This window comes from Acinetobacter sp. WCHA55, from assembly GCF_002165305.2.
Lineage (GTDB): Bacteria > Pseudomonadota > Gammaproteobacteria > Pseudomonadales > Moraxellaceae > Acinetobacter.
Map to the genome: position 1 here is coordinate 286,541 of NZ_CP032285.1, position 23,888 is coordinate 310,428.

General features: G+C 40.2%; 27 protein-coding genes and 2 pseudogenes. 20 read left to right on the top strand and 9 right to left on the bottom strand.

What is annotated here, in order from left to right; translation table 11 throughout:
- Positions 1–155: 155 nt before the first annotated feature.
- From CDG62_RS02405 to CDG62_RS02420, 4 genes and pseudogenes are all read right to left on the bottom strand, one after another.
- Positions 156–1,328 (bottom strand): annotated as a pseudogene (locus CDG62_RS02405) (IS3 family transposase).
- Between the two features lie 99 nt (positions 1,329–1,427).
- A complete protein-coding gene (locus CDG62_RS02410) occupies positions 1,428–1,757 on the bottom strand; it encodes a hypothetical protein (protein ID WP_024160894.1) in 330 nt (109 codons plus the stop codon).
- Positions 1,758–1,999: 242 nt separating this feature from the next.
- Positions 2,000–2,461 carry an H-NS family nucleoid-associated regulatory protein gene (locus tag CDG62_RS02415; RefSeq protein WP_042892477.1) on the bottom strand — a complete coding sequence of 154 codons (462 nt, stop codon included), beginning with the start codon at positions 2,459–2,461 and terminating at the stop codon, positions 2,000–2,002.
- A 111-nt stretch (positions 2,462–2,572) separates the two neighbouring features.
- Entirely contained in the window at positions 2,573–3,091 is a 519-nt protein-coding gene (locus CDG62_RS02420; RefSeq protein ID WP_042892478.1) for a DUF2726 domain-containing protein, read from the bottom strand.
- Positions 3,092–3,309: 218 nt separating this feature from the next.
- Between CDG62_RS02420 and CDG62_RS02425 the strand changes: the two genes are divergently transcribed.
- From CDG62_RS02425 to CDG62_RS02435, 3 genes are all read left to right on the top strand, one after another.
- On the top strand, positions 3,310–3,999 hold the full coding sequence (locus CDG62_RS02425; protein WP_042892482.1) for a hypothetical protein: 690 nt from the start codon (positions 3,310–3,312) through the stop codon (positions 3,997–3,999).
- Positions 4,000–4,412: 413 nt separating this feature from the next.
- Positions 4,413–4,763, top strand: a complete 351-nt coding sequence (locus tag CDG62_RS02430) for a hypothetical protein (protein WP_151303332.1) — start codon at positions 4,413–4,415, stop codon at positions 4,761–4,763.
- Positions 4,764–4,765: 2 nt separating this feature from the next.
- Positions 4,766–5,602 (top strand): nuclease-related domain-containing protein, encoded by an 837-nt coding sequence (locus CDG62_RS02435; RefSeq protein WP_042892488.1) that lies wholly within the window; start codon positions 4,766–4,768, stop codon positions 5,600–5,602.
- A gap of 112 nt (positions 5,603–5,714) precedes the next feature.
- On the opposite strand, the gene CDG62_RS02440 is transcribed toward CDG62_RS02435, so the two are convergent.
- Positions 5,715–6,752, bottom strand: a complete 1,038-nt coding sequence (locus CDG62_RS02440) for a hypothetical protein (protein ID WP_042893444.1) — start codon at positions 6,750–6,752, stop codon at positions 5,715–5,717.
- 111 nt (positions 6,753–6,863) lie between these two features.
- On the opposite strand from CDG62_RS02440, the gene CDG62_RS19550 reads away from it, so the two are divergent.
- The 6 genes from CDG62_RS19550 (at position 6,864) to CDG62_RS19555 (ending at position 12,528) form a co-directional block, all read left to right on the top strand.
- A complete protein-coding gene (locus CDG62_RS19550; protein WP_228254376.1) occupies positions 6,864–8,780 on the top strand; it encodes a hypothetical protein in 1,917 nt (638 codons plus the stop codon).
- 119 nt (positions 8,781–8,899) lie between these two features.
- Positions 8,900–9,745 carry a hypothetical protein gene (locus tag CDG62_RS02450; RefSeq protein ID WP_042893442.1) on the top strand — a complete coding sequence of 282 codons (846 nt, stop codon included), beginning with the start codon at positions 8,900–8,902 and terminating at the stop codon, positions 9,743–9,745.
- Positions 9,746–9,860: 115 nt separating this feature from the next.
- Entirely contained in the window at positions 9,861–10,433 is a 573-nt protein-coding gene (locus CDG62_RS02455; RefSeq protein WP_087528854.1) for a hypothetical protein, read from the top strand.
- 8 nt (positions 10,434–10,441) lie between these two features.
- Positions 10,442–11,392, top strand: coding sequence for a tyrosine-type recombinase/integrase (locus CDG62_RS02460; RefSeq protein ID WP_227541429.1), 951 nt, complete (start codon positions 10,442–10,444; stop codon positions 11,390–11,392).
- Positions 11,393–11,467: 75 nt separating this feature from the next.
- Complete coding sequence (locus CDG62_RS02465; RefSeq protein ID WP_005006227.1) at positions 11,468–11,845, top strand: hypothetical protein; 378 nt, start codon at positions 11,468–11,470, stop codon at positions 11,843–11,845.
- 20 nt (positions 11,846–11,865) lie between these two features.
- Positions 11,866–12,528 carry a hypothetical protein gene (locus tag CDG62_RS19555; RefSeq protein ID WP_227553516.1) on the top strand — a complete coding sequence of 221 codons (663 nt, stop codon included), beginning with the start codon at positions 11,866–11,868 and terminating at the stop codon, positions 12,526–12,528.
- 75 nt (positions 12,529–12,603) lie between these two features.
- Here the strand turns inward: CDG62_RS19555 and CDG62_RS19560 are convergent, their stop codons facing one another.
- The gene (locus tag CDG62_RS19560; protein ID WP_228254377.1) at positions 12,604–12,744 is read right to left on the bottom strand and encodes a hypothetical protein; all 141 of its coding nucleotides are present in this window, start codon (positions 12,742–12,744) and stop codon (positions 12,604–12,606) included.
- A 478-nt stretch (positions 12,745–13,222) separates the two neighbouring features.
- Here CDG62_RS19560 and CDG62_RS02480 point away from each other — a divergent pair, with 478 nt between their 5' ends.
- The gene (locus CDG62_RS02480) at positions 13,223–13,756 is read left to right on the top strand and encodes a hypothetical protein (protein WP_005006266.1); all 534 of its coding nucleotides are present in this window, start codon (positions 13,223–13,225) and stop codon (positions 13,754–13,756) included.
- A 38-nt stretch (positions 13,757–13,794) separates the two neighbouring features.
- Here CDG62_RS02480 and CDG62_RS02485 read toward each other — a convergent pair whose 3' ends face one another.
- Positions 13,795–14,436 carry an N-acetylmuramoyl-L-alanine amidase family protein gene (locus CDG62_RS02485; RefSeq protein ID WP_005028445.1) on the bottom strand — a complete coding sequence of 214 codons (642 nt, stop codon included), beginning with the start codon at positions 14,434–14,436 and terminating at the stop codon, positions 13,795–13,797.
- Between the two features lie 191 nt (positions 14,437–14,627).
- Here CDG62_RS02485 and CDG62_RS02490 point away from each other — a divergent pair, with 191 nt between their 5' ends.
- Together CDG62_RS02490 and CDG62_RS19765 are read left to right on the top strand one after the other, a co-directional pair.
- Positions 14,628–15,380, top strand: coding sequence for a hypothetical protein (locus CDG62_RS02490; protein WP_005006271.1), 753 nt, complete (start codon positions 14,628–14,630; stop codon positions 15,378–15,380).
- A gap of 274 nt (positions 15,381–15,654) precedes the next feature.
- A pseudogene (locus CDG62_RS19765) lies at positions 15,655–16,488 on the top strand (site-specific integrase); the annotation flags it as partial.
- Positions 16,489–16,547: 59 nt separating this feature from the next.
- On the opposite strand, the gene CDG62_RS02500 reads toward CDG62_RS19765, so the two are convergent.
- Positions 16,548–17,680 (bottom strand): IS3 family transposase gene (locus CDG62_RS02500; protein WP_223235881.1). Its coding sequence is split into 2 segments (ribosomal slippage): positions 16,548–17,428 and positions 17,428–17,680, totalling 1,134 coding nucleotides; the frame shifts between segments, so codons are not numbered across the junction.
- A 59-nt stretch (positions 17,681–17,739) separates the two neighbouring features.
- Between CDG62_RS02500 and CDG62_RS02505 the strand changes: the two genes are divergently transcribed.
- The 3 genes from CDG62_RS02505 (at position 17,740) to CDG62_RS02515 (ending at position 19,729) form a co-directional block, all read left to right on the top strand.
- Positions 17,740–18,054, top strand: coding sequence for a hypothetical protein (locus CDG62_RS02505; protein ID WP_228254379.1), 315 nt, complete (start codon positions 17,740–17,742; stop codon positions 18,052–18,054).
- Between the two features lie 87 nt (positions 18,055–18,141).
- A protein-coding gene (locus tag CDG62_RS02510; protein ID WP_223155595.1) for an IS3-like element ISAba14 family transposase occupies positions 18,142–19,274 on the top strand; the annotation gives its coding sequence in 2 pieces (ribosomal slippage) (positions 18,142–18,394 and positions 18,394–19,274; 1,134 coding nt in all).
- Between the two features lie 47 nt (positions 19,275–19,321).
- Positions 19,322–19,729 carry a hypothetical protein gene (locus CDG62_RS02515; protein WP_228254380.1) on the top strand — a complete coding sequence of 136 codons (408 nt, stop codon included), beginning with the start codon at positions 19,322–19,324 and terminating at the stop codon, positions 19,727–19,729.
- Positions 19,730–19,895: 166 nt separating this feature from the next.
- Here the strand turns inward: CDG62_RS02515 and merR are convergent, their stop codons facing one another.
- Complete coding sequence (gene merR / locus CDG62_RS02520) at positions 19,896–20,351, bottom strand: Hg(II)-responsive transcriptional regulator (RefSeq protein WP_001166626.1); 456 nt, start codon at positions 20,349–20,351, stop codon at positions 19,896–19,898.
- Between the two features lie 71 nt (positions 20,352–20,422).
- On the opposite strand from merR, the gene merT reads away from it, so the two are divergent.
- Genes merT through merB form a run of 5 tightly spaced genes read left to right on the top strand, consistent with a single transcriptional unit; the run spans position 20,423 to position 23,854 of the window.
- Positions 20,423–20,773: a mercuric ion transporter MerT gene (gene merT / locus CDG62_RS02525; RefSeq protein ID WP_001294659.1), complete on the top strand. Its 351-nt coding sequence runs from the start codon at positions 20,423–20,425 to the stop codon at positions 20,771–20,773.
- 13 nt (positions 20,774–20,786) lie between these two features.
- A complete protein-coding gene (gene merP / locus CDG62_RS02530; RefSeq protein WP_004178136.1) occupies positions 20,787–21,062 on the top strand; it encodes a mercury resistance system periplasmic binding protein MerP in 276 nt (91 codons plus the stop codon).
- Positions 21,063–21,089: 27 nt separating this feature from the next.
- Entirely contained in the window at positions 21,090–21,515 is a 426-nt protein-coding gene (merC, locus tag CDG62_RS02535) for an organomercurial transporter MerC (protein ID WP_000522996.1), read from the top strand.
- 38 nt (positions 21,516–21,553) lie between these two features.
- On the top strand, positions 21,554–23,188 hold the full coding sequence (gene merA / locus CDG62_RS02540) for a mercury(II) reductase (RefSeq protein ID WP_033917455.1): 1,635 nt from the start codon (positions 21,554–21,556) through the stop codon (positions 23,186–23,188).
- A gap of 39 nt (positions 23,189–23,227) precedes the next feature.
- On the top strand, positions 23,228–23,854 hold the full coding sequence (gene merB, locus CDG62_RS02545) for an organomercurial lyase MerB (RefSeq protein WP_033917456.1): 627 nt from the start codon (positions 23,228–23,230) through the stop codon (positions 23,852–23,854).
- Positions 23,855–23,888: the final 34 nt, after the last annotated feature.

A 23,888-nucleotide genomic window follows, 5' to 3' on the forward strand; every position in this document is an offset into this window, starting at 1 on the left:
AATGAATCACTGTTTTAGTTAAGTTTTAATAAGGGAATTTAAAAAGTATTTTAAAGGCGCATTAAAAAAGGGGATAACGAATCCCCTTTAAAGAAGAGGTGGTCCCACTTGTTTGAACAACTAAAAGCGTATTTATAAGTGATATTCCGCTCTAGTTAAGCCACCTTGTTTTGTTGAGGTAGCTGATCATAGTAAAACTCATTTAGCCTTGCGAAGCAGTGCTTCTCATGTCTAGACTCGAATGAGGTCGTTTCAAATTATAAAACTCAAAATATGCACTTAATTGCTTTTTCGCATCTGTGACACTGCTATAAGCTTTGAGATACACCTCTTCATATTTAACGCTCCGCCATAATCGTTCAACCATCACATTATCTACCTATGAGCAGTATACTGCGCAAGTTTACCATCCATACTGATTTGAATGCCATTTGATTTCAATACATCAATAAATGCATCACTGGTGAACTGACTGCCTTGGTCTGTATTCAATATTTCAGGTGATCCATATTTTTCAATCGCTTCATTTAAAACCGAAATACAAAAATCCACCTCCATACTAATCGATACCCTATGCGCAAGTACCTTGCGGCTATGCCAATCAATCACAGCACATAAATAAACAAAGCCTTTTGCCATAGGGATATACGTTATATCCGTAGACCACACTTGATTACTGCGCTGAATAGCCAACCCTTTGAGCAGATATGGATATTTACGGTGAGCTTGATTAGCCTGGCTTAAATTTGGTTTGCAATATAACGCCTGAATACCCATTTTCTTCATTAAAGTACGTGTATGACGTCGTCCTATATGATGTCCTTGACGATTCAACAAATCACGCATCATACGACTGCCTGCAAAAGGATATTGCATATGTAATTCATCAATACATCGCATCAGCTTCAGATCTGATGCACTCACAGGTTTTGGGCGATAGTAATAACAACCACGGGAGACTTTCAGCAGCTTAGCTTGCTTAGATACTGAAATCTGAAGTGAGTCGTCGATTAACTTTTGTGGTTGAAGCGGCCCAGTTTCTTCAACACACCTTCTAAAAAATCAATTTCTAATGCCTGCTCACCGATTTTTGCATGTAGTTTTTTTAGATCGATGGGTGGTTCTGTTGGAGCTTTTGATTGATCGAAAGCTTGCGAGGAAGCTGAGATCAATTGATTTTTCCAGTCAATAATTTGGTTTTGATGAACATCAAACTCAGCACTCAATTCAGCAAGTGTTTTTTCTGCTTTAATCGCAGCAAGTGCTACCTTAGCTTTAAAATCATTTGAATGATTTCTTCTTGGTCTACGTGCCATAAAATACTCCATATATTGATGTTTATAACATCATTTGAGGAGCAGAATATCACTTATAGGAGTTGTTCAAATTTACGGATCCATCTCTAGATGTACCAAGCTTATGTGCTGTTATTTGTTTTGATCTGCTTGTTTTTGAGCATCTGCAGCTGCAGCGTTCAGCATAGAAGACATATCATTTTGCTCGTCCTCTTTTGGTGGATTTTGTTCTGCAGTTTTTTGATGTGCATCAAAATCGTGGCCCTCAACTTTTGAAGGTTTTTCATTATCGACATAAGTTTCACGCGCTGCTTGTAAGTCTGCAGATGGATCTACTTTGTCAATTTGTTCATCTGGTTGAATAGGTTTTGATTGAGATGTTGATTCTTCTTTTTTACTACAACCAACTAAAACCAAACCTACAGATAATAAGCCAGTTAATAATAGAGTTTTGAATGACATTTAATCGCCTCCAGCGAAACATAAGCAAAGGTATAGTCACATATACTTATAATGTATATACCAAAATTTAACTAAAACTAGTCCGTTGTATAACGTGACCTTTATAAAAACGGTTTAAGTATATACCAATTGCAAATTTTCTTGTTATGGGCTGAAAGCTAATAGACTAGGGTATCGCTTAAGGACACTATATAGTGGCAAAAAAAAACCACCTTTTACGGTGGTTTCACTAGTTTTAAAGATTAAATCTCTTTAAGGTCTAGATTTTGTTCGCAATAACTACGTACTGCTTCTTTATCTGTAGGATCAAAACCCTTTTCAGTCATTTCTTCACGTAACCATTTGATTACTTGACCGCGACCAGCCCAACGTAAGCTGTTGTTCTCACGGTGAACCCATTCATGCGTAAGCTTACGTTTTTGACGTCTTACAGGCTCAACTTTTGTGGTTTCAATGTGGTTGTTTTTTAGATATTCGCTAAGTGTATGGATGTCCACAACACCATCGGCAGTAATTTTTTCTGAAATGATTGCATTAATGGCACTAACAGCATCGTGAAAAGCTTGGTTTTCTTTAACGACTAGTTGTTGTTGAAGTTCTTCAATATAAGTCTGAAGTTCAACAGGTGACATTTGAGCAACATTTTCTGGTTTTGATACATTTAACATGTCATTAGTTCCAGTATTGCGAGTTAAGTTGTTCATGATTAAACCTTTAGAAATATATTTGAAAATTAATTCAAAATATCTCTTACGACAAAACCATTTTTACACAATTACATTATTAAAATCAATTAGAGTTAATCGTATTTATACCTAAATATACCTTGAAATGGTTTTTCTTATAACTTTTATGTCGGGAATTTCCTTAAACCTAATGACAGGAATGCCAGCACTCTTCAAAAGCTCGTCACGCCTTTTATCTTTATCCTGGGTATATTTATGATAATGCCCATCAAGCTCAATAGATAATATAGGATTGTAGTCTTCATCAACGATCAAATAATCCACGTAAAGCCTAGAAAACTGATTTCGGATACTTATGTTTTGCGTGGTCATAAAAGCACTCATGCTTACTTGCACCAAAATGTTGCGTGATGGAATGACCTGTTCTAGTGCATCAAGCATTATAATCTCGTCTTTTGTAAGGACTTTTTTAGATACAAGCTCCTGATTCTTTTGAGGCTTACGATAGCCTTTTGGTGAATTCTTTTTGGCTTTAGTTTTAGGTTTGCGAAATACGCCACATAAAGCAAAAATGAACTTAAACACTATATAAAACAATAATGAATAAATTAAGAATTTTAACAATAAGGAATTTAAAATCGTTTCCATAAACCTAATACATAACAAATTTTAAAGGGTGCTTAAACTTCTTAAACATATTAGATAGTTTTAACGGTGATTGATACGAATTAACTAAAAATGTTTAAGGACTATTAGTGATGCAATGTTAAAAATAGTATAATCTTGTAAAGACAGCTTAGAACCAGTTTTAAAAGTAAAACTGGTTCTCACAAATAACACCGACTATTTCACTGGAAAAGTTTAAAATGGTATTTAATAAACGTACTTTAGCTTTACTGATTGGTACAATCTCGCTATCAGCACACATCTATGCCAACAACACAACCGTTAAAGTCACTCAAACTCCAATTGTATCATCTTCACCAATTCCCTTAGTTAAAGCTAATGCAATTGAACAATACTATATCAACGTTAAACATCGCTTTAACGGTGCGGAATTTGAACAACCGCCTCGTAAAATTAAGAGCATTAAACTTAACTTGAATGTTATTAATAACGGGGAAGTGGTTTTAACGGCGCACGAAGCTGATAAATCCAAGCTGGAAGACTATTTACAGCAAAACCCTAAAAACTCGGAACTATTGGCTAGTTACGTTGCTCGTATGATCAATTACAACCACGGCTATACGGTTCCAGAAAACAAGGGTAAATACAGCAAGTATGCAAGTACGACTGTATATGAAGCTCTTCTTGATGAATTGAACTATAACTTCGCAACTACGCCAGTAGTATCAGTAGATAGCTATGCAAGCCAACAACAGCTTGAAGCTGTTTATCTATACATCCTTTCTCGTTTAGATCCACAAGAAAAAGCGGTGTTTTGGCAATTTGTGAACACATACAAAGTAGGGGATAAGATTGAGATCCCTGAAGGTACTGTTATAGCAGATGTCTTGAACACTTATAAAATCCAATTGAATTTTAAAGCGCCTTAATCACTAAACAGGTAAGGAATATTTAGGAACAAACTATATTATTTTTTAAAGTTATTTTTTACCTGTTCCTATATGTATTCGCCTTTTTATGTTTCCTCATGGTATAGGGTGTTTTTATTAAGCTGGTGATGTATGTTGCAGCGCTATTTGGCGTCAATACAGCTTCTATGGGTGCTTTATTCATTATTTTGGGGGTCCATTACAGCATCAGCAATAGTTGGATCATGAAATTGCTCAAACCATAAATTTCGGAACTTGACTTTTAATCAACCAATATATTGCTCGAAAATTAGAAGCATTGGGTTGATGTGATTATTTCGGATTTGTTATTAGAAATTAATTGAAAGCAGTATTTTTTTAACTTTAGGTGGAATGAAAAGGTGATTTTTTCAAGTATATTCACTGGTCTTTTTATGACGGTGGGTTTCACAGCGTTAATTTATAACTACGTGTTGATGGGTGGTAATTCTGGTTTGTTCTTTTTGGTTTGGGGTGGTGCTTTCTCTCTAGCAGGATTGTATTTCCATTACCACGGAACAATTGGGCAAATTGGGTGGCAGAGACAGCGCTTTGTTCGTAACACGCAAACACTTGAATGGTATAAGACTGAATACCCTCAATGTGTTGTGACTACAAATATCGTGAAATGTTGTTTTTGCGAAAGTACATCAATTCGCAGATATGCCTTAAAAAACAATACTTACAAAATTCGCAACTCTTGTGCTAAATGCGGTGAAGTTTTGTTTTATACGGATGAGGATTAATAATGACTATTCATGCGTATTATGGTGATATTAGCCACCTGAAAAATGAACAAAAAATGTTTGATGACTTATTAACCCAATTGAAGCTTCATTGGGGTAATAGTGAAGATTGGATTTATTTGTTCTATAACACAATGTGGTCAGGTCAGGAAATTGATGTTATTGCTTTCACCAAGGAAGCAATCGTTGTTATTGACCTAAAAAACTATTCCGGCAATCTAGTTGGGTCGGAAAATGGGGAATGGCTGATTAATGGTGAGCTTGAGGTTCAGGGTGGTTCTCAGATTAATCCATTTGTTCAGATTCGGAAGAACAGATTTGCTGTTTTAGAGTGGTTCAAAAGTGCTGAATTGTTTACCGACCAAAACTTAGGTTTTATTAGTGGTTGCATCATCCTGAATGAGTTATCTAGTACGCAAATGGATTTGTCTCATTCGGTAAGAAAGTGGTTTTATGTTACCGATATTGCTAATTCAGTGGATACTTTGTCTAGGCTCCATACCAAGGGGATTAGTCTTGCTAGTGATGATATTTTATACCTAGTAAACAAGTTAAAACTTAAAGAATATTCTTGGGATCAGGGTGTTGCTCCTAGAGTGCGTAATCTTATTCAGTCAGATGATCGTGATACTCCAAGTGATAATAGTCGTGATCAAAGTTCCGCTCCGATCAAATACACATTACATGATCAAATGGAAAAGAAATTCAAAGGTGTTTTAGCACCGTACCTATTTTTCTATGGAACGGTCATCATCTGTTTAGCTTTTGCTTTTCATATTGCAAATGGTATGAAAGTTGGAGGGATTTTTTACTTATTTGGTTTGTTCTTTGGTCGCTAAAAATATCATCTAGATAGATGTTATTCAGGTTGGGATTCCGTAATTATTAAACCTTTTTCTTTTTGCATTAAAAAAGCCTACATTGTAGGCTTTTAGATTTCATAGATCTGTATTACTGAATTAAGTCGTCAACGGCTTCACCAAGGTAGGTTGGATCGTATTGCTTATACAAATAGTTTTCCAGAATTGGTAAATCTGGTGCTAAAACCATTCGCGTAATTTTAGGACGATCTTCTTCAAGGTTAAGCTTCACATGTACGGCGAAGAAATCAATGTTGTTCGTGATGAAGTCATATTCTTTACGACCAGTACTTTTGAGTTGATCAACCATACGCGAAAAGTAGTGGTTATTCGTAATAGAGCAATTCAAGAACTCTAACGCATCTTTTTCAGTAACATTAATTTCAATAATGTTATTAAGGAAGGCCAGCTCTGGTTTAATTAAGTTGCCGTTACGGTCTGCAGTTAGACATTTTGTAGAAAAGGTACCAATACCAGCCATACGACCATCATATTTCACAAAACCGTGCTCTTCAGATGCAACTAAGTTTGACGCATGAACGTATAGAGTAGGGTGGTGCTTTGTATTCCACTCTAAATCAATAACGTCAGTTTCATTTTCTGCATAGTGAGATTGTAAAAGAGATCTATTGAGGTTGGTATAGAGGACTTGATCAAGCTCTAATACTTTACGGCGATATAGCTCAGCGAAGGCAATACCGTACTGAGACAAGATATTACATGTTGTATTGAAGCTATTGCAGTAAATCGCACGGTTATCGTTACCGCCGTCACGATCCTCACTGACTACAATTACATGGTTCCCTAAAACACCATTGATTTTATAAACCACAATTGAGCCTAATGCGAAGTTTTGGGTAAGTAGTTCTTCACCCTCAAATCGTACTGCCGTGCAGTTTTTAATATTTTCTGCGCTTAAAGGATAATTACCCGGTGTGATGGACCACAATGTTGATACTGGTACAAATAGAGGCTCAATAGCACTACTTAAGTCAACTCGACCAATCGTGATGATGCTTGTGCCGTTAAAACTATCGCCCTTGTGTTCTGCAACGGCTGATGTTCCGATCGTACCTGGTATTTGTGCGTTCTCTGAAGCGCTATTATTTGGTACAACTGATTCTGTCATGAAACAACTCACTAAAAGTTTTATCTTTGTTTAAAAATACCACATGATAAATAGTATTAAAACTTATACTAGTATTATAAGATGATCTTTAAGATTCATAAAGGTATATTTATGCTAAACCATAAAACCCAAGTTTGTTTTTTTAATAACCTAATTGGACGTTTTTATAAAAACCATTTGATCATAGATGTTAAAACTTTAAACCTAGATTTTTTTTTAGATGTTATTGAATTCCCGACATCAATTGAAGGGTTCAAAAAAGCACCTAAAGTATCAAAAATTAAAATACCTTTTACGCAACTTGCTCAGGATCTTCAGCCACAAAATTACCTAGATTTAGTCCAATCTGATGCCAAAAATCTGTATCTGCAGATTGGGCAAGAAAGACGTTATATTCACGGCGAACAAATTAATTTTTCATATGCTACATCGGTGTTTCAGCAGATCGGTGATGATGAAGTGCTCCAGCTTGAGGCTTTGAACTATGCACTGAAGCTCCAAAGCATTACTAATGGTATTCAGCAGCATACAACAGCGATTGAGACATATATCGAGCTAAAGCCTTTACGATATGCGTTTAGCTTAGATACGTTCATAAGTGCAACTGCAGATCTAGATCAACCTTTCGATACTCGTGAAGCGCTTTCTGGCCATATCGTTAACCATTGGGAAAAATGGGTTAAAGCAAACAATATCACCAGTGAAAGTTCTTATGATGCGGTGCTATTAAATGCCGATAAATTAATACTGATTCGAGTCGGTATTCACTCATTCTCAGTGAAGATTACAGACCTTGAAGTGGCTGACGGCATTATCTATTCTTCTCTTTGTGATTTAGAGCTCTTACAAGTGCTTCTACCAACGTTCTTTGATGGTATGCCTTGCCGTATTACTGCATATGCCGATATGAACATTCAATTTGCTGTATCGCAATATAAGACTTGGCTATCAAGTCAAAACCTGAAGAAGATCCAGTACGTTCGCAAACAAGGTATTGAGAAGTACTTGCGTAAAAAATTAGAAGATGAAAGTGACTTAATCGGTAACGCGCAACTAGCCAAAACCCTAATGAATACCAGCTATACAGAACAAACAGTCTCATTTTTTTCTGACGCTTGGGGATTATCGTACGCAAACCATTTTGAGAAGAAAATTCGTCATGCTTTTGATCTGGTCATACAGGCTTTGGATCATGAAGGGATCTCATTAGAGCAGCTGCAGTTCATCAATAGCCTAACAAAAGGGGCAATTGAGAATGCTATTAACGAGATGCTGAACAAGACTGGTTCGCCGTTAAACGTGGTACCAACACTCACTCAAGAATTACTGTTAATTTGTGATGAATTCAATGCCAAAAAACTCAACATATCAAGTGAGCTCTTGGATGCAATCACTCAGTTTGCAGAACAATATGCAGTATCACCACTGTTGGCCATTAAGCGTGATAGCGCCGTGTATTTGCTGTATGAACCATTAGATGCCGATAATCGGTTAATTGATTATGAGTGGTTTTCTACTGCGGTATATACCAAAAATCAGTTTGTGTCTGAAGCAGATGAACAACATAAAACAAATGTAGCGGATCTTCTTAAATCGGTTGAAGTGCTGCATGTATTCAAGCCGAATATCCTGTCGTGGACCAATGGCAAGGTATTTGAAACGCCAGAAGAAAAGAAAAATGCTTTTATGTTATGTCTCACACCTGAAGCAATTGAAAATCAAATAGAATTCTTACGCACGAAGAACGCAATACCAGGATATTTTAAAAACCTGATTACATCCTTAGGTGGTTTAAATTCAGTGGCAACGGAACAAGATAAATACGGTGTATTTTTGATTGAGTCGATCGCTAAAAATTTGACTGGTTTTGCATATCAAGGACAACTCTTTCCTATCAATCAAAATGCCCAAATTGACTTAGATCAATGCTCAAATTTAACGCTTAATTCTAAACTACTACCAAAAAACTACCTGACCTTTAAAAGACTAATGAGATTAAGCGATAGTTTAACGAATGGCGTTAAATAGGTTTAAGGAATATTATTATTTTTACTTTAAGTTTAAATAGTGGTTTTTTAAATGCACAAAAATAAAGTATTATAGTTTCAAACTTAAAACCCTTTTTAAAGTTATATAGAGAATACTGAATGAAACTATTAAAAACTGCGATGGTGGGTATCCTTGGTACTGTATTAGCGCATACAGCTTTCGCATTTGAGGATGAAACTATCCCAACACCGAACTTTAAGGAAGCGTATGTAGGACTTTTAACGCCATCTAAAAGCTTTAATGTTGTTGCTGGTGGTCTTAGACCTGAGATTAGCGAATACAAACTGTCTGATAGCTATTTTGAAAACAATTCAAATCAGCGTTATAAAGCGACAGCTCACCTTTACCAGCAAATGAATACTCAGCAACGTGCGATGTATATATTGCTTCAACATACAGCGTACTTAAACGATATTTTCTATCCTCAACGTAATCCGCTGACCAATCCGAACGTATCTGACGAACAATTAAATGTAGAGCCGGTACTTAAAAAGCTCCAGTCATTCCGTACTGATAATGGCCTGGTTGAAAAAGTTGTAGACCGTGAAACGATGCTCCAAGCATTAAAAGCACATTATGACTATTACATGCGTGACCAATTCACCGTGCGTTTTTATGGCAAAAACCAAAATACCTTTACCTATGGCATTGATAACTTTTCAGGTTTAAAAATTCGTTCGGTAGAAGGGAATATTCGCATTGTCGATCGCAAAACAGGTACATTGTTGGGTGATTCAATGATTAAGTTAAACCACTGGATTCCATCTAACCGTGCCAAAGAGCGCCGTACTATTGATTTGCCGTCTACCATGCCTGAGTGGAAGGACGTAGACATTAAAGATCTTGCAATCAAATTCCAACCAACTGCAATCACTACCATGCAGGGTAAACGCATTGATATTAATAAGATCTATGCGTACAACACTGAAAAATTCAATTTCTAATGCATAAAGCGGTCTATCTCGACCGCTATTTTTTTTGCTTATGTACAATTATTAACCGTAGCCTAAGCAAAAGTTATAAGTTACTTTTCCCACGAATCAAATTAAGGTTGAACCTATGAAAAAAGCTCTCCTATCAATTGCCACTGTAATCATGGTCGGGGGATGCTCAGAAGTGCCGAATGATATGTCACATATCGATGTTTTTTCTTCCGACCGCTACCTATCAACTGCACATCAATTTAATAAGCTTGTTGATGATACGTTTAAGTATCCGTATTCTAAAATACCGTTTTTTCTAGTGACGAAAGGGTGGGGTGTTAGTGGTCCAAAAGAGCCAGTATCGCAAATTGTGTATAGTTGCTTAACTTCTAATGAAGTGGAATTAGTGACAAAAATTAAGCCACTCATGCCCGAAGTGACCTACATCAAAACACCTGAAAACCAGGTGAAAAATTGCATCATTAAACATTCAAATGACTCAATTAATGCTGATGCGCTGAATGACCTTAAAGCGTTCCCTTTATTCCAAAAATATGCAGACAATCCATTTTTACGTAAGACCGTGGATGCTGCGAAAGCAGATGGCAAAATCTCAGTAAAAGAATATATGGATATTGTGCAGATTGTCATAAAATTAAGTGGAGCTGACAAACAGGTTCAGCTAGAGAAAACTATTCAAGAGCTTTAGGTATTCATATGTCGGAAAATCTATCCATGCATAGCATGTCGAATGAGGAATTGATTCAAGAATGGCTTGATAGCCTGAAGCTTGAAAATAAGTCCGACATGACGATTAATGAATACAAAAAGAGCTTACTTTTGATGTTAGAAATGCCTTTTTTTAAAGGTAAACATCTATTGGAACTAGACCGCGATTACATCACATCATTTCGGTTGCATCGAATCGATGTTGATATTGTTTCTGCAAGAACACTCAACAAAAATTTATCAGCTTTAAAAAACTTCCTGAACTATTGTCTGCGTAAGGAATATATACCTGAAAACTTCTTTTCTGACATTCGGGTTAAGTTCAAAAACCAAAGCTTACCGCGCCCGATCGCCGTGAATACGTTGAATGAGATACTTGATAACAAGACGCCATTAAATCCGAAATACAATAATCAAAAGTTAAGAGATCTAGCAGCTGCAGAAATTGCTTATTCTGGCGGTTTACGTATCTCTGAATTACATGCCATCAAACTAAGTGATATCAACCTCAGTGCTATGCAACTAAAGGTATTGGGTAAAGGAAATAATGAACGGATTGTTTTTTTAGGAAAAAAATCACTAGAGGCTATTTCTACTTGGCTTTTAGTTCGTAATCGTTGGATTTCAAAAGCTGGAGTAGAAGACTGCGGATATTTATTCATTGCACCATCTGGCAAACATATTGCGAAAAACCATTTAGGTGCATGCATTACAGCTCTGTTAAAGGCGCATGGTTCTGGAAATATTGGTAGTACTCATGCTTTGAGACATAGTTTTGCATCGCACTTGTATAACAAAACAAAAAATATTCGCGCCGTTCAGGAAATGCTAGGTCATAAATCACTATCTTCGACACAAGTATATATTCTTGTAGATCACGAAACGTTGATTAGTTCTTATAAAGATGCACATCCACGCGCTAGAGCGAACCAAGATTAATAATTTATTCGCTTCTTGTACTTCTAAAGATATATCGTAAACGATCGAAATAATTAACTTTTGATGGTGCCCGTAATGGCTAAGACTTTTGAACAAGTAAAAAAAGAATTTTTCAATACAAGGGTCATCACAAACAATCGACTACCTAAGCGTGGTGAAAGCCACAAAATTGCTGTGAAACTTGGTTTAATAGACCAAAAACAATCAACATATGTTAAAAAACAGAAACTTTCATATGTTGGCTTATCTGTAATTGAGTGTTTTGAAGAAGCTGGTTTAGATGATGTCTATATCAATGAAAAAATTGAAGAGTTTTCAGAGCTAAAAAACTATACTTCATTACATAAGGCATTAAGAATACTTGATGACGGCCACATGGCCCGTTTAGCAAAAAAATTAGAGGTTTCAGTCGATATGCTCAATGCGACATTGGCTGTGCTGAATAAAATATAAAAAACGGATTGAACCAACCCATGAATGCAAATGAGCTTTATGAAAAGTTACAGCAAATTGGTAAGCCACTGGTCCACGTAGAAAGCCTCGTATCTACAATGCAGTTGGAAATCCCTGTTGAGGAGATTGAAAAACACATTGAACTTTTCGGGGTTAATTTTTTACTGGTAGAAGTTGTTCGATATACCTTTGACGGTTTTCTATCTCCAGAGTACCAACACTATATAGACGAATTCATTGCAGAAAATGAACTGGATGAAGATGTCATTTTGAATATCAGAAATAAAACATCATCAGATATAGGCCTGGTTAATGTTGGCTTTAATCTAAATGGTTGCATCCTTGGCTTAACCCATACGGATGAATGGATGGAACATTTATTCCACTTGGTTAAGTTCATTACTGACAGTGAAAAACGCGAGAAAAGTAGGAACTTTTTGTCTGAACAAGACAAAATCAAGGAACAAAAAGTTTTAGAAAAACAAGCCAAAGAAAAAGAAAGGGAAGTGATGATTCAACAGGTAGAGGATCTCACCAATACCGATGATTTTAAATTATGCAAAACGAAGGGTGAAATATTGTTGTTTTGGGAAAAGAACATTCCTGACCTATACAAAACTCTATCCAGAACTTTTATGGAAACAATGTCTAAGAAATATATCTCTATATTGCGTGGCTCATGAAGTGATACGATATGAGGAAGAACAACGAGTAGTGCATAAATCAGCGTTCTTGAACAACGCAAACAACAATAAAAATTAGTACTCAGCATTCACCAAAGTTTTGTATTGAGAATATTTCGTCAAATTTACTGTGTCACGTACTTGGCCATATTGAATACTGCCTAGATCTGAGTAGGTAAGGTTTTTCTTTTTGAGATACTGCAACCAATAATTCATAGTTATTTCTTTGATTGAGTTCAATTGCTGAAGCGATATTTTTGTCTTGGCTCACTTGAGAAGTAATGCTTTGGATCTCCTTTCTATCTGAAGCAGATACATCCAATGTAGTTAAATAAAATCCGATCGATAGAAATATTGTGGCGGTTAAAGTGAATAGGGATGCACCAGTAAGATAAACGGCGCGTAGAGTTCTATACTTTGTATAAACCACAACTGAAGATATGCAGATTGCCAAACATAGCGCAAGAATAACGGCATGTTGGTCTAGATAATCTGAGAAAAGCATTGTAAAGCCTGAAGTACAAAAACATGTTATATCACTTAGCTACCAAGCCATTTGTAGTATTTGAGACTTATCGTATATATGAAATATAAATAGCAAACCTTTGGTATATACTGAATCGGTTTAAAGTGCTGAAACAATAGGCTTTAGAAATAAAATACTAGTCAAAATGTGAATAATCAGGGGGTACACATGGGGCAAGCTAAGCAAAGAGGTACAGCTCAAGAACGTGCTGAAAGTGCAATTCAAAGTACGATTGATGCAACCTTGGCAAAGATTAAGACCGTACTTGATAGATACTATCAAGACATGCCGAATAACTTCTCGCAAGCTGAAAATTACTTTACTGGATATGTCGCTGCATTTGATATTAAAGATGGGATGGAACTTGAAGGTAAAGAGTCTGAATGGGCTTATGATGGTTTACCTACGCCTACCGCTTTACTCAAACTCGTTGAAACTGAGTTAAACGAAGTGATACGTGAAGATAAAGAGTTTTTGGATGACTTTGATCCTGAAATGTATATTGAAGAACTAGGCGAAAACTTGATGTTCTTCCGCTATATAGGTGCTTCTAGTTTCGATACGCCAGATGATGTTTTGCATAATATTCAAACAGTGTCATTTTGGGCGCCACACTTGGTCATGATTAATGGCGTATGGCATAACACTTATGATGCTGGTGCGGTCAATGATGATGGTGAAACGGTCGGCATAAGATTCTAATTCTAGAGGGGTGCATATTGATTACTGCAGCATGCACCTTATTGGTTTAAACATTGCTGTATCGACTGAGCAATATTTTCAGATATTTTCCAGATTACTTTCTGATTAGATAAGCGATTTGCTTCTTCAGGATTGGCAATCACGCCGATCTCAATTAAAACCGCCGGCTTTTGTGATTTCTTCAGGACCACTAGATTGTCATATTGATATACGCCATTTGAGGTCAAAAGCTTTTTGTTTTCACCTGGTATATTAATGCCATGGTAAGTAGAAGGGCTTTCACCAATTGATTTTAGGTTCTGGCCAATGAGATTGGCGCATTTCAAACTTTTTCCGTATTCTGGATTTTTCTTTGATACAAAAATTGAAAAACCTTTGAGTTGATTCTTGTACTTGGTCAGCTCAGTAGGTATTGAGTCGTGGTGCACCGAAATAAAAAGATTAGCATTAGGGTATCTGGTCGCACGTTGAACCAGTGAGACTTTATCTTCATTCACTGAAGATCTGAGCACTTGGACATGACGCGATTTAAGAAAGTATTCAATAGAATTGACCATGCTAAGGTTGTAAGTGTATTCAGGATAGCCGTTAGCTGCAGTAGATCCAGCTTGTTTTGGTGAATGGCCAACATCAAGTACTACTGAATTTTCAGCAAAGATAGATTGTGTAATGATTGACATTGCTAATATCGATATACATTTTAGCTTTAGCACAATTAAAACCCTTTAAGCTATTATTATGGTTTTAAGTATATTTAATTTAAAAAAAATTAAAAGGTTTAAAAGGTTTTGTTAAAATGGTTTTAAGATGGTTTTAAGATGGTTTTAAGATGGTTTTAAGATGGTTTTAAGATGGTTTTAAAGTACTTATCATGAGAGCTCTAAATACAATTTTGGATATAAAATTTATACATCGACTGTTCACTCAGTTTGTAGAACATCACCCACGACCATTGAGTGTTCACTTCCTGAAAGGCACCTATATAGATGAATTAGAGGGTTATAAGTCTAAATGGCTCGTTCGTTCTATTCAGCGTCTTATTAAAAATTGGGTCCAATTGGGGATGATAGAGGATCTAGGGCGTTCTACTTGTCGCTCATCTAAATATTATAGATTAAGTAAGTATGGTGAGCTGTTCCTTAAAATATATAGAACGAATGCTAATGTTAACTTTTATGACAATCCTAAGTTTAAGATATTAAAAAAAGATATTTCATATCGTTATTTTACCTTTACATATTTTGCAGTTTGCCAAAACAAATCCTTTAAATTGTCAGATCTGCAAAAACTTGGTGACTGCCTGAATTACCACATTCACGGACGTTCTTGGCAGCGTAATATTAATTTGTTCATTGAAGCTGGAATTATTTCATGTGAACGTCAATGTCCATCAGAAAGTTATAATTATCATGTAATCAAAGCATCCATCCATGCATTTGTGAAATCAGAACCCATTGAACGCATTGAGTTTGAAAAAAACTTGCTGAACTTAGGTATCGTGAACAATTATGAAAAATATATAGACTACAATAATTTGCTGTTTCACGTTTTGTTTAGCAAATGGATTAACAGTCCAGTTGACTTTGGATATTTTGTCGATCAAAACTTTTACGGTGCCAGCTAAGCTCACTCAAAACATCTACGGTGTAATACACCGTAAAAAGAATTGCACCTGGTACTTGCCACTAAAAAATGACAGTGAATGACATTTTGAGAGAAAAAATTGTGGGGTAGTGCCTTTTCTACTCCTTTGAGAATTTTAATTATGACAATTCCGATACACCTAACAATAACTTCATATTTTTCTTTCTTGAACTAAGATTCAATAACTTAACTAATTTCTATTTCAATCATAAAATATGATATGTTGACCTTAAGAATAATTCATAAACTTTACTATGTTTGCTTTAAAAACAATTCATTTAGAAAAGAAAGTCTCAAACGAAAATCAAATTATTCTTTTATTTGATTTAGATTCATTCTGTCCATGTATGTACCCTATGCTGTACACCATGAAATTTCTTAGATTTCAAAGTATCTCTACGCAGCATGCAGATTTAATCGCAATAAAATTTTGGTATGAATTTTGGTTTGAAAAGTTTGCCACGTCCTTTTGTGAGTCGTTCTATTCGACATCCTATAATTTTGAGATCATTCAATGTGAAATTGATAATTTCATTGTTTACTTAGAAAATAATAAAAAACTTGAAAGTAATCTTATACGGCTAAGCAATTCAGAACATATTAATTACACAACAATTGGTCATAGAGTTAGATCCTTCTTAAAGTTTTACAACTTCTTGATTAATGAATACTTAAGCATGCAATCACAGCCACAACTTACGTTGAAGGAAATTCAAAAAATTAAAGAAAACTTGAATAAATATATGACAATAAAGAAAAAAATTATAAATAATTTTTCAAAAGCCAATAAGACAATTAAAAGTGAGATAAATCATAATTTTAAGAGCATGAATCAGGAAATGATTAAAGGATTGTATTCAGTCATTTCACCAAGTAACTCTAATAAATACAATGAATTAAATCCTTTTAGATCTAAAAATGTACAACTCAGAAACTTTCTGATCATACATCTCATGCTCAACTATGGTCTTAGAATTGGTGAGCTTATGCTACTAACAACCAACTCTATTAAAAAATCAATTCAGAATCATAGTTTTAGTTTAATTATTACAAATACAGATGATGAGTTCGATGATCGATCAAAAAAGAGGTGGTCCCACATGTTTGAACAACTAAAAGCTTATTTATAAGTGATACTCTGCTCTAGTTAAGCTACCTTATTTTGTTGTGGTAGCTGGTCATAGTAAAACTCATCTGGAGTCATTTTGTCCAGACTCGAATGAGGTCGTTTCAAATTATAAAATTCAAAATATGCGTTTAATTGCTTCTTCGCATCCAAAACATTGCTGTAGGCTTTGAGATACACCTCTTCATATTTAACGCTCCGCCATAATCGTTCAACCATCACATTATCAACCCATCGACCTTTACCATCCATACTGATTTGAATGCCATTTGATTTCAATACATCAATAAATGCATCACTGGTAAACTGACTGCCTTGGTCTGTATTAAATATTTCAGGTCGACCATATTTTTCAATAGCTTCATTTAATGTTTCTATGCAAAATGTAACCTCCATACTAATCGATACTCTATGCGCAAGTACCTTGCGGCTATGCCAATCAATCACAGCACATAAATAAACAAAGCCTTTTGCCATAGGGATATACGTTATATCCGTAGACCACACTTGATTACTGCGCTGAATAGCCAATCCTTTGAGCAGATATGGATATTTGCGGTGAGCTTGATTAGCCTGGCTTAAATTTGGTTTGCAATATAACGCATTAATGCCCATTTTCTTCATTAAAGTACGTGTATGACGTCGTCCTATATGATGTCCTTGACGATTCAACAAATCACGCATCATACGGCTACCTGCAAAAGGGTATTGCATATGTAACTCATCCATACACCGCATCAGCTTCAGATCTGATGCACTCACAGGTTTTGGGCGATAGTAATAACAACCACGGGAGACTTTCAGCAGCTGAGCTTGCTTAGATACTGAAATCTGAAGTGAGTCATCGATTAACTTTTGTGGTTGAAGCGGCCCAGTTTCTTCAACACACCTTCTAAAAAATCAATTTCTAATGCCTGCTCACCGATTTTTGCATGTAGTTTTTTTAGATCGATGGGTGGTTCTGTTGGAGCTTTTGATTGATCGAAAGCTTGCGAGGAAGCTGAAATCAGTTGATTTTTCCAGTCGATAATTTGGTTTTGATGAACATCAAATTCAGCACTCAATTCAGCAAGTGTTTTTTCTGCTTTAATCGCAGCAAGTGCTACCTTAGCTTTAAAATCATTTGAATGATTTCTTCTTGGTCTACGTGCCATAAAATACTCCATATATTGATGTTTATAACATCATTTGGGGAGCAAAATATCACTTATAGGTGTTGTTCAAATTTCCTGATCCACCTCTGATTACAGGAAGTCATATTTTTAGACCTAAATCACTATCCTCTATCTTTCAGCAAGAAAAGAACATCTACTTGGTTTCGTTCCCTATCCAAGATTCAGATGGTGAAACGAGTGATCATGCACCTGATGAACGTGCAAAACCACAGTCAAGCCATGACAACCCCGATCTACAGTTTGATGTTGAAACTGCCGATTGGTACGCCTACAGTGAAAACTATGGCACAAGTGAAGAAAAACGCTTTGTTAAGTTTGTTGCAACTCAAATTGACGAGCTTAAATCACGCTAAGAGATGGATCCGTAAATTTGAACAACTCCTATAAGTGATATTCTGCTCCTCAAATGATGTTATAAACATCAATATATGGAGTATTTTATGGCACGTAGACCAAGAAGAAATCATTCAAATGATTTTAAAGCTAAGGTAGCACTTGCTGCGATTAAAGCAGAAAAAACACTTGCTGAATTGAGTGCTGAGTTTGATGTTCATCAAAACCAAATTATTGACTGGAAAAATCAATTGATCTCAGCTTCCTCGCAAGCTTTCGATCAATCAAAAGCTCCAACAGAACCACCCATCGATCTAAAAAAACTACATGCAAAAATCGGTGAGCAGGCATTAGAAATTGATTTTTTAGAAGGTGTGTTGAAGAAACTGGGCCGCTTCAACCACAAAAGTTAATCGACGACTCACTTCAGATTTCAGTATCTAAGCAAGCTAAGCTGCTGAAAGTCTCCCGTGGTTGTTATTACTATCGCCCAAAACCTGTGAGTGCATCAGATCTGAAGCTGATGCGATGTATTGATGAATTACATATGCAATATCCTTTTGCAGGCAGTCGTATGATGCGTGATTTGTTGAATCGTCAAGGACATCATATAGGACGACGTCATACACGTACTTTAATGAAGAAAATGGGTATTCAGGCGTTATATTGCAAACCAAATTTAAGCCAGGCTAATCAAGCTCACCGTAAATATCCATATCTGCTCAAAGGGTTGGCTATTCAGCGCAGTAATCAAGTGTGGTCTACGGATATAACGTATATCCCTATGGCAAAAGGCTTTGTTTATTTATGTGCTGTGATTGATTGGCATAGCCGCAAGGTACTTGCGCATAGGGTATCGATTAGTATGGAGGTGGATTTTTGTATTTCGGCTTTAAATGAAGCGATTGAAAAATATGGTCGACCTGAAATATTTAATACAGACCAAGGCAGCCAGTTTACCAGTGATGCATTTATTGATGTATTGAAATCAAATGGCATTCAAATCAGTATGGATGGTAAAGGTCGATGGGTAGATAATGTGATGGTTGAACGATTATGGCGGAGCGTTAAATATGAAGAGGTGTATCTCAAAGCTTATAGCAGTGTCACAGATGCGAAAAAGCAATTAAGTGCATATTTTGAGTTTTATAATTTGAAACGACCTCATTCGAGTCTAGACAAAATGACACCAAATGAGTTTTACTATGATCAGCTACCCCAACAAAACAAGGTGGCTTAACTAGAGCGGAATATCACTTATAAATACGCTTTTAGTTGTTCAAACAAGTGGGACCACCTCTCTACAAGGGTGCAGAGATTTACCTGATACGGAATGAACTCGATTATTGGTTGTTTAGCCCTAAAGATGGTCGTAGATTCAGCCCTGACTACATGCTGATCATTAATGATGCTGAAAATAGTGAAATGTACTATCAATGCTTAATTGAGCCTAAAGGTGGTCATTTGCTTGAAAAGGATACTTGGAAAGAGGAAGTATTGATTAGTTTGGATGATGAAAGCCAAATTGTTTTTGATGCAGATCAAGATGATTCACAAAACTATGTTGAGTTCTTAAATGAAGTTAAAGAGCATGGTTATAAGGAAGTTAAATGTTTAGGCTTCAAATTCTACAATACCGAACCACGATCTGAATCAGATTTTGCTATTGATTTTCACAATAGGATGCCGAGTTAATCTAGGTTTCTCACTGTAACCTGCTGATTATTATCTTTTTGTGAAGTTGCTACATAATATTGTTTTTATTGCTTAAAATTATATTCCGATGCTTGGTCAAAACTGCAAGTATGCAGTCTTGACCAGGCATCTAGGGGTCGTCTCAGAATTCGGAAAATAAAGCACGCTAAGGCGTAGTCACCCCGTGACTCCCCCGCGCCGATGCAGCGAGCTTCGTTCCGTCTTGCAGTGACGCAATCAGCGGGCAGGAAACGTTCCCTTTCCGCGCATGGCAGGCGCACATCAGTTCAGACAGCACGGCCTCCATGCGTGCCAAGTCGGCCATCTTCTCGCGCACATCCTTGAGCTTGTGCTCGGCCAGACCGCTGGCTTCCTCGCAATGGGTGCCATCCTCCAGCCGCAGTAGCTCGGCGATTTCGTCCAGGCTAAAGCCCAGCCGCTGGGCCGATTTCACGAACCGCACTCGTGTTACATCCGCCTCGCCATAGCGGCGAATGCTGCCATAGGGCTTGTCTGGCTCCGGCAGCAGGCCCTTGCGCTGGTAGAACCGGATGGTCTCCACATTGACCCCGGCCGCCTTGGCAAAAACGCCAATGGTCAGATTCTCAAAATTAATTTGCATATCGCTTGACTCCGTACATAACTACGGAAGTAAGCTTAAGCTATCCAAACCAAATTTGAAAGGACAAGCGTATGTCTGAACCACAAAACGGGCGCGGCGCGCTCTTCGCCGGTGGGCTGGCCGCCATTCTTGCGTCGGCCTGCTGCCTGGGGCCGCTGGTTTTGATCGCCTTGGGGTTCAGCGGGGCATGGATCGGCAACCTGACGGTATTGGAGCCGTATCGGCCGATCTTCATCGGCGCGGCGCTGGTTGCACTGTTCTTTGCCTGGCGGCGCATCGTCCGACCGACCGCAGCCTGCAAGCCGGGCGAGGTGTGCGCGATTCCGCAAGTGCGCACCACCTACAAGCTCATTTTCTGGTTCGTCGCCGTGTTGGTCTTGGTCGCGCTTGGTTTTCCCTACGTCATGCCATTTTTCTACTAATCAGGAGTTCATCATGAAAAAGCTGTTTGCCTCCCTCGCTCTCGCCGCTTTCGTTGCCCCCGTGTTCGCCGCCACTCAGACCGTCACGCTGTCCGTGCCTGGCATGACCTGCGCCTCTTGCCCGATCACTGTCAAGCACGCGCTTTCCAAGGTTGAGGGCGTGAGCAAGACCGACGTAAGTTTCGACAAGCGCCAGGCCGTCGTCACCTTCGACGATGCCAAGACCAACGTCCAGAAGTTGACCAAGGCGACCGAGGACGCGGGCTATCCGTCCAGCCTCAAACGCTGATCCGTTAACCGAACTCGGGAGCGACACATGGGACTCATCACGCGCATCGCTGGCAAAACCGGCGCGCTCGGCAGCGTCGTTTCCGCGATGGGCTGCGCCGCCTGTTTTCCTGCCATCGCCAGCTTTGGCGCGGCCATCGGACTGGGCTTCTTGAGCCAGTACGAGGGGCTATTCATTGGCATCCTGCTGCCGATGTTCGCCGGCATCGCGTTACTCGCCAATGCTATCGCTTGGCTCAATCATCGACAGTGGCGACGCACGGCGCTCGGCACGATAGGCCCGATCTTGGTGCTGGCAGCGGTGTTTTTAATGCGGGCTTACGGCTGGCAGAGCGGTGGACTGCTCTATGTCGGCCTGGCCTTGATGGTTGGGGTATCGGTCTGGGATTTCATCTCGCCAGCACATCGCCGCTGCGGGCCGGACAGCTGTGAATTGCCAGAACAACGTGGCTGACGGCAACAGCCGTAGCCACCACAGAAAAGGAAAAATACATGACCCATCTAAAAATCACCGGCATGACCTGCGACTCGTGCGCGGCGCACGTCAAGGAAGCGCTGGAAAAAGTACCCGGCGTCCAATCTGCCATAGTGTCCTATGCCAAGGGCGCGGCCCAGCTCGCCCTTGATCCAGGCACAGCGCCGGACGCACTGACCGCCGCCGTGGCTGGCCTGGGCTACAAAGCGATGCTCGCCGATGCCCCGCCGGCCGACAAGGGCAGCGGCGGCGAGCGCCCGTTGCAAGTCGCCGTGATCGGCAGCGGTGGAGCCGCGATGGCGGCAGCACTGAAGGCCGTCGAGCAAGGCGCGCAGGTCACGCTGATTGAGCGCGGCACCATCGGCGGCACCTGCGTCAACGTCGGTTGTGTGCCGTCCAAGATCATGATCCGCGCCGCCCACATCGCCCATCTGCGCCGGGAAAGCCCATTCGACGGCGGCATGCCACCCACACCGCCGACGATCTTGCGCGAGCGGCTGCTGGCCCAGCAGCAGGCCCGTGTCGAAGAACTCCGTCATGCCAAGTACGAAGGCATCCTGGACGGCAATTCAGCCATCACCGTTCTGCACGGTGAAGCGCGTTTCAAGGACGACCAGAGCCTTATCGTTAGTTTGAACGAGGGTGGTGAGCGCGTCGTGATGTTCGACCGCTGCCTGGTCGCCACGGGTGCCAGTCCGGCCATGCCGCCGATTCCGGGCCTGAAAGAGTCACCCTACTGGACTTCGACCGAGGCCTTGGTCAGCGACACCATTCCCGAACGCCTGGCCGTCATCGGCTCGTCGGTGGTGGCGCTGGAACTGGCGCAAGCCTTCGCCCGGCTGGGTAGCCAGGTCACGATCCTTGCGCGCAGCACGCTGTTCTTCCGCGAAGACCCTGCCATCGGCGAGGCCGTCACAGCCGCCTTCCGTGCCGAAGGAATCAAGGTACTGGAACATACGCAAGCCAGCCAAGTCGCCCATGTGGACGGCGAATTCGTGCTGACCACTGGACAGGGCGAAGTGCGCGCCGACAAGCTGCTGGTCGCCACCGGCCGGACACCGAACACGCGCAGCCTGGCATTGGAAGCGGCGGGGGTAGCCGTCAATGCGCAGGGGGCCATCGTCATCGACAAGGGCATGCGCACCAGTAGCCCGAACATCTACGCGGCCGGCGACTGCACCGACCAGCCGCAGTTCGTCTATGTGGCGGCAGCGGCCGGCACTCGTGCGGCCATTAACATGACCGGCGGCGACGCCGCCATCAATCTGACCGCGATGCCGGCCGTGGTGTTCACCGACCCGCAAGTGGCGACCGTGGGCTACAGCGAGGCGGAAGCGCACCACGATGGCATCGAAACCGACAGCCGCACGCTGACGCTCGACAACGTGCCGCGTGCGCTTGCCAACTTCGACACACGCGGCTTCATCAAGCTGGTCATTGAGGAAGGTAGCGGACGGCTCATCGGCGTGCAGGCGGTTGCCCCGGAAGCGGGCGAACTGATCCAGACGGCTGTTCTCGCCATTCGCAACCGCATGACGGTGCAGGAACTGGCCGACCAGTTGTTCCCTTACCTGACGATGGTCGAGGGGTTGAAGCTCGCGGCGCAGACCTTCAGCAAGGACGTGAAGCAGCTTTCCTGCTGCGCCGGGTAATCGGAATCAAATCACCAAACCCCAAGGAGCCAAACAACTATGGAAACATCAACCTTCGTCAAAGAAATCGCGGAGCGTTTCTCGGTTATCAACCGACTACATCCCACTGAACTCTTGCTTCCGCTTCTTCGCGAGATTGCCAAGGGAAGTCCCGTCTCGCGGAAAACGCTCGCGACCGTGCTCGACTGGCCGGCCGACAGAGTCGCGGCAGCACTCGATCAGGTCCCCAGCACCGAGTATGACGACGACGGCAATATTGTCGGCTATGGCCTTACGCTGCGCGAAACCCCGCATACCTTTGAGATTGACGGCCAACGTCTCTACACGTGGTGCGCCCTAGACGTATTAATATTCCCGGCTTTGCTCGGCAGGAGCGCGTACGTCTCCTCGCGCTGCCCTACAACGGGTGAAGAGGTATCGCTTACGGTGGCGCCAGATGGGCTGCACCGGCTCGAACCGGCGAGCGCAGTTGTGTCACTGGTGCGACCAAATGCGTCATCCGACATTCGCTGCTCCTTCTGCTGCCACGTCCACTTTTTTGCCAGCGCCGCTGCCGCTGACGATTGGGTCGCGCAGCATGAGGGTGCCGAAGTTGTGGGCGTCGAAGAGGCCTTTCGCCTTGGGCAAGAGCTTGCTCGACAGCTGTCATCGCCTAGCGGGACGTAACTGTCCTGTGCTGCGCAGGGTGAGGAAAAGGAGG

Excerpts from the sequence above, each read along its gene's own strand:
- merC (WP_000522996.1), top strand. The coding sequence starts at position 21,090 with ATGGGACTCATCACGCGCATCGCTGGCAAAACCGGCGCGCTCGGCAGC.
- merR (WP_001166626.1), bottom strand. The coding sequence starts at position 20,351 with ATGCAAATTAATTTTGAGAATCTGACCATTGGCGTTTTTGCCAAGGCG.
- CDG62_RS02485 (WP_005028445.1), bottom strand. The coding sequence starts at position 14,436 with ATGTCAATCATTACACAATCTATCTTTGCTGAAAATTCAGTAGTACTT.
- CDG62_RS19550 (WP_228254376.1), top strand. The coding sequence starts at position 6,864 with ATGCTAAACCATAAAACCCAAGTTTGTTTTTTTAATAACCTAATTGGA.
- CDG62_RS02440 (WP_042893444.1), bottom strand. The coding sequence starts at position 6,752 with ATGACAGAATCAGTTGTACCAAATAATAGCGCTTCAGAGAACGCACAA.
- CDG62_RS02435 (WP_042892488.1), top strand. The coding sequence starts at position 4,766 with ATGACTATTCATGCGTATTATGGTGATATTAGCCACCTGAAAAATGAA.
- CDG62_RS02425 (WP_042892482.1), top strand. The coding sequence starts at position 3,310 with ATGGTATTTAATAAACGTACTTTAGCTTTACTGATTGGTACAATCTCG.
- CDG62_RS02455 (WP_087528854.1), top strand. The coding sequence starts at position 9,861 with ATGAAAAAAGCTCTCCTATCAATTGCCACTGTAATCATGGTCGGGGGA.
- merB (WP_033917456.1), top strand. The coding sequence starts at position 23,228 with ATGGAAACATCAACCTTCGTCAAAGAAATCGCGGAGCGTTTCTCGGTT.
- CDG62_RS02465 (WP_005006227.1), top strand. The coding sequence starts at position 11,468 with ATGGCTAAGACTTTTGAACAAGTAAAAAAAGAATTTTTCAATACAAGG.
- CDG62_RS02460 (WP_227541429.1), top strand. The coding sequence starts at position 10,442 with ATGTCGGAAAATCTATCCATGCATAGCATGTCGAATGAGGAATTGATT.
- merP (WP_004178136.1), top strand. The coding sequence starts at position 20,787 with ATGAAAAAGCTGTTTGCCTCCCTCGCTCTCGCCGCTTTCGTTGCCCCC.
- CDG62_RS02450 (WP_042893442.1), top strand. The coding sequence starts at position 8,900 with ATGAAACTATTAAAAACTGCGATGGTGGGTATCCTTGGTACTGTATTA.
- CDG62_RS19555 (WP_227553516.1), top strand. The coding sequence starts at position 11,866 with ATGAATGCAAATGAGCTTTATGAAAAGTTACAGCAAATTGGTAAGCCA.
- CDG62_RS02415 (WP_042892477.1), bottom strand. The coding sequence starts at position 2,461 with ATGAACAACTTAACTCGCAATACTGGAACTAATGACATGTTAAATGTA.
- merA (WP_033917455.1), top strand. The coding sequence starts at position 21,554 with ATGACCCATCTAAAAATCACCGGCATGACCTGCGACTCGTGCGCGGCG.
- CDG62_RS02490 (WP_005006271.1), top strand. The coding sequence starts at position 14,628 with ATGAGAGCTCTAAATACAATTTTGGATATAAAATTTATACATCGACTG.
- CDG62_RS02420 (WP_042892478.1), bottom strand. The coding sequence starts at position 3,091 with ATGGAAACGATTTTAAATTCCTTATTGTTAAAATTCTTAATTTATTCA.
- CDG62_RS02410 (WP_024160894.1), bottom strand. The coding sequence starts at position 1,757 with ATGTCATTCAAAACTCTATTATTAACTGGCTTATTATCTGTAGGTTTG.
- CDG62_RS02480 (WP_005006266.1), top strand. The coding sequence starts at position 13,223 with ATGGGGCAAGCTAAGCAAAGAGGTACAGCTCAAGAACGTGCTGAAAGT.
- CDG62_RS19560 (WP_228254377.1), bottom strand. The coding sequence starts at position 12,744 with ATGAATTATTGGTTGCAGTATCTCAAAAAGAAAAACCTTACCTACTCA.
- merT (WP_001294659.1), top strand. The coding sequence starts at position 20,423 with ATGTCTGAACCACAAAACGGGCGCGGCGCGCTCTTCGCCGGTGGGCTG.
- CDG62_RS02430 (WP_151303332.1), top strand. The coding sequence starts at position 4,413 with ATGACGGTGGGTTTCACAGCGTTAATTTATAACTACGTGTTGATGGGT.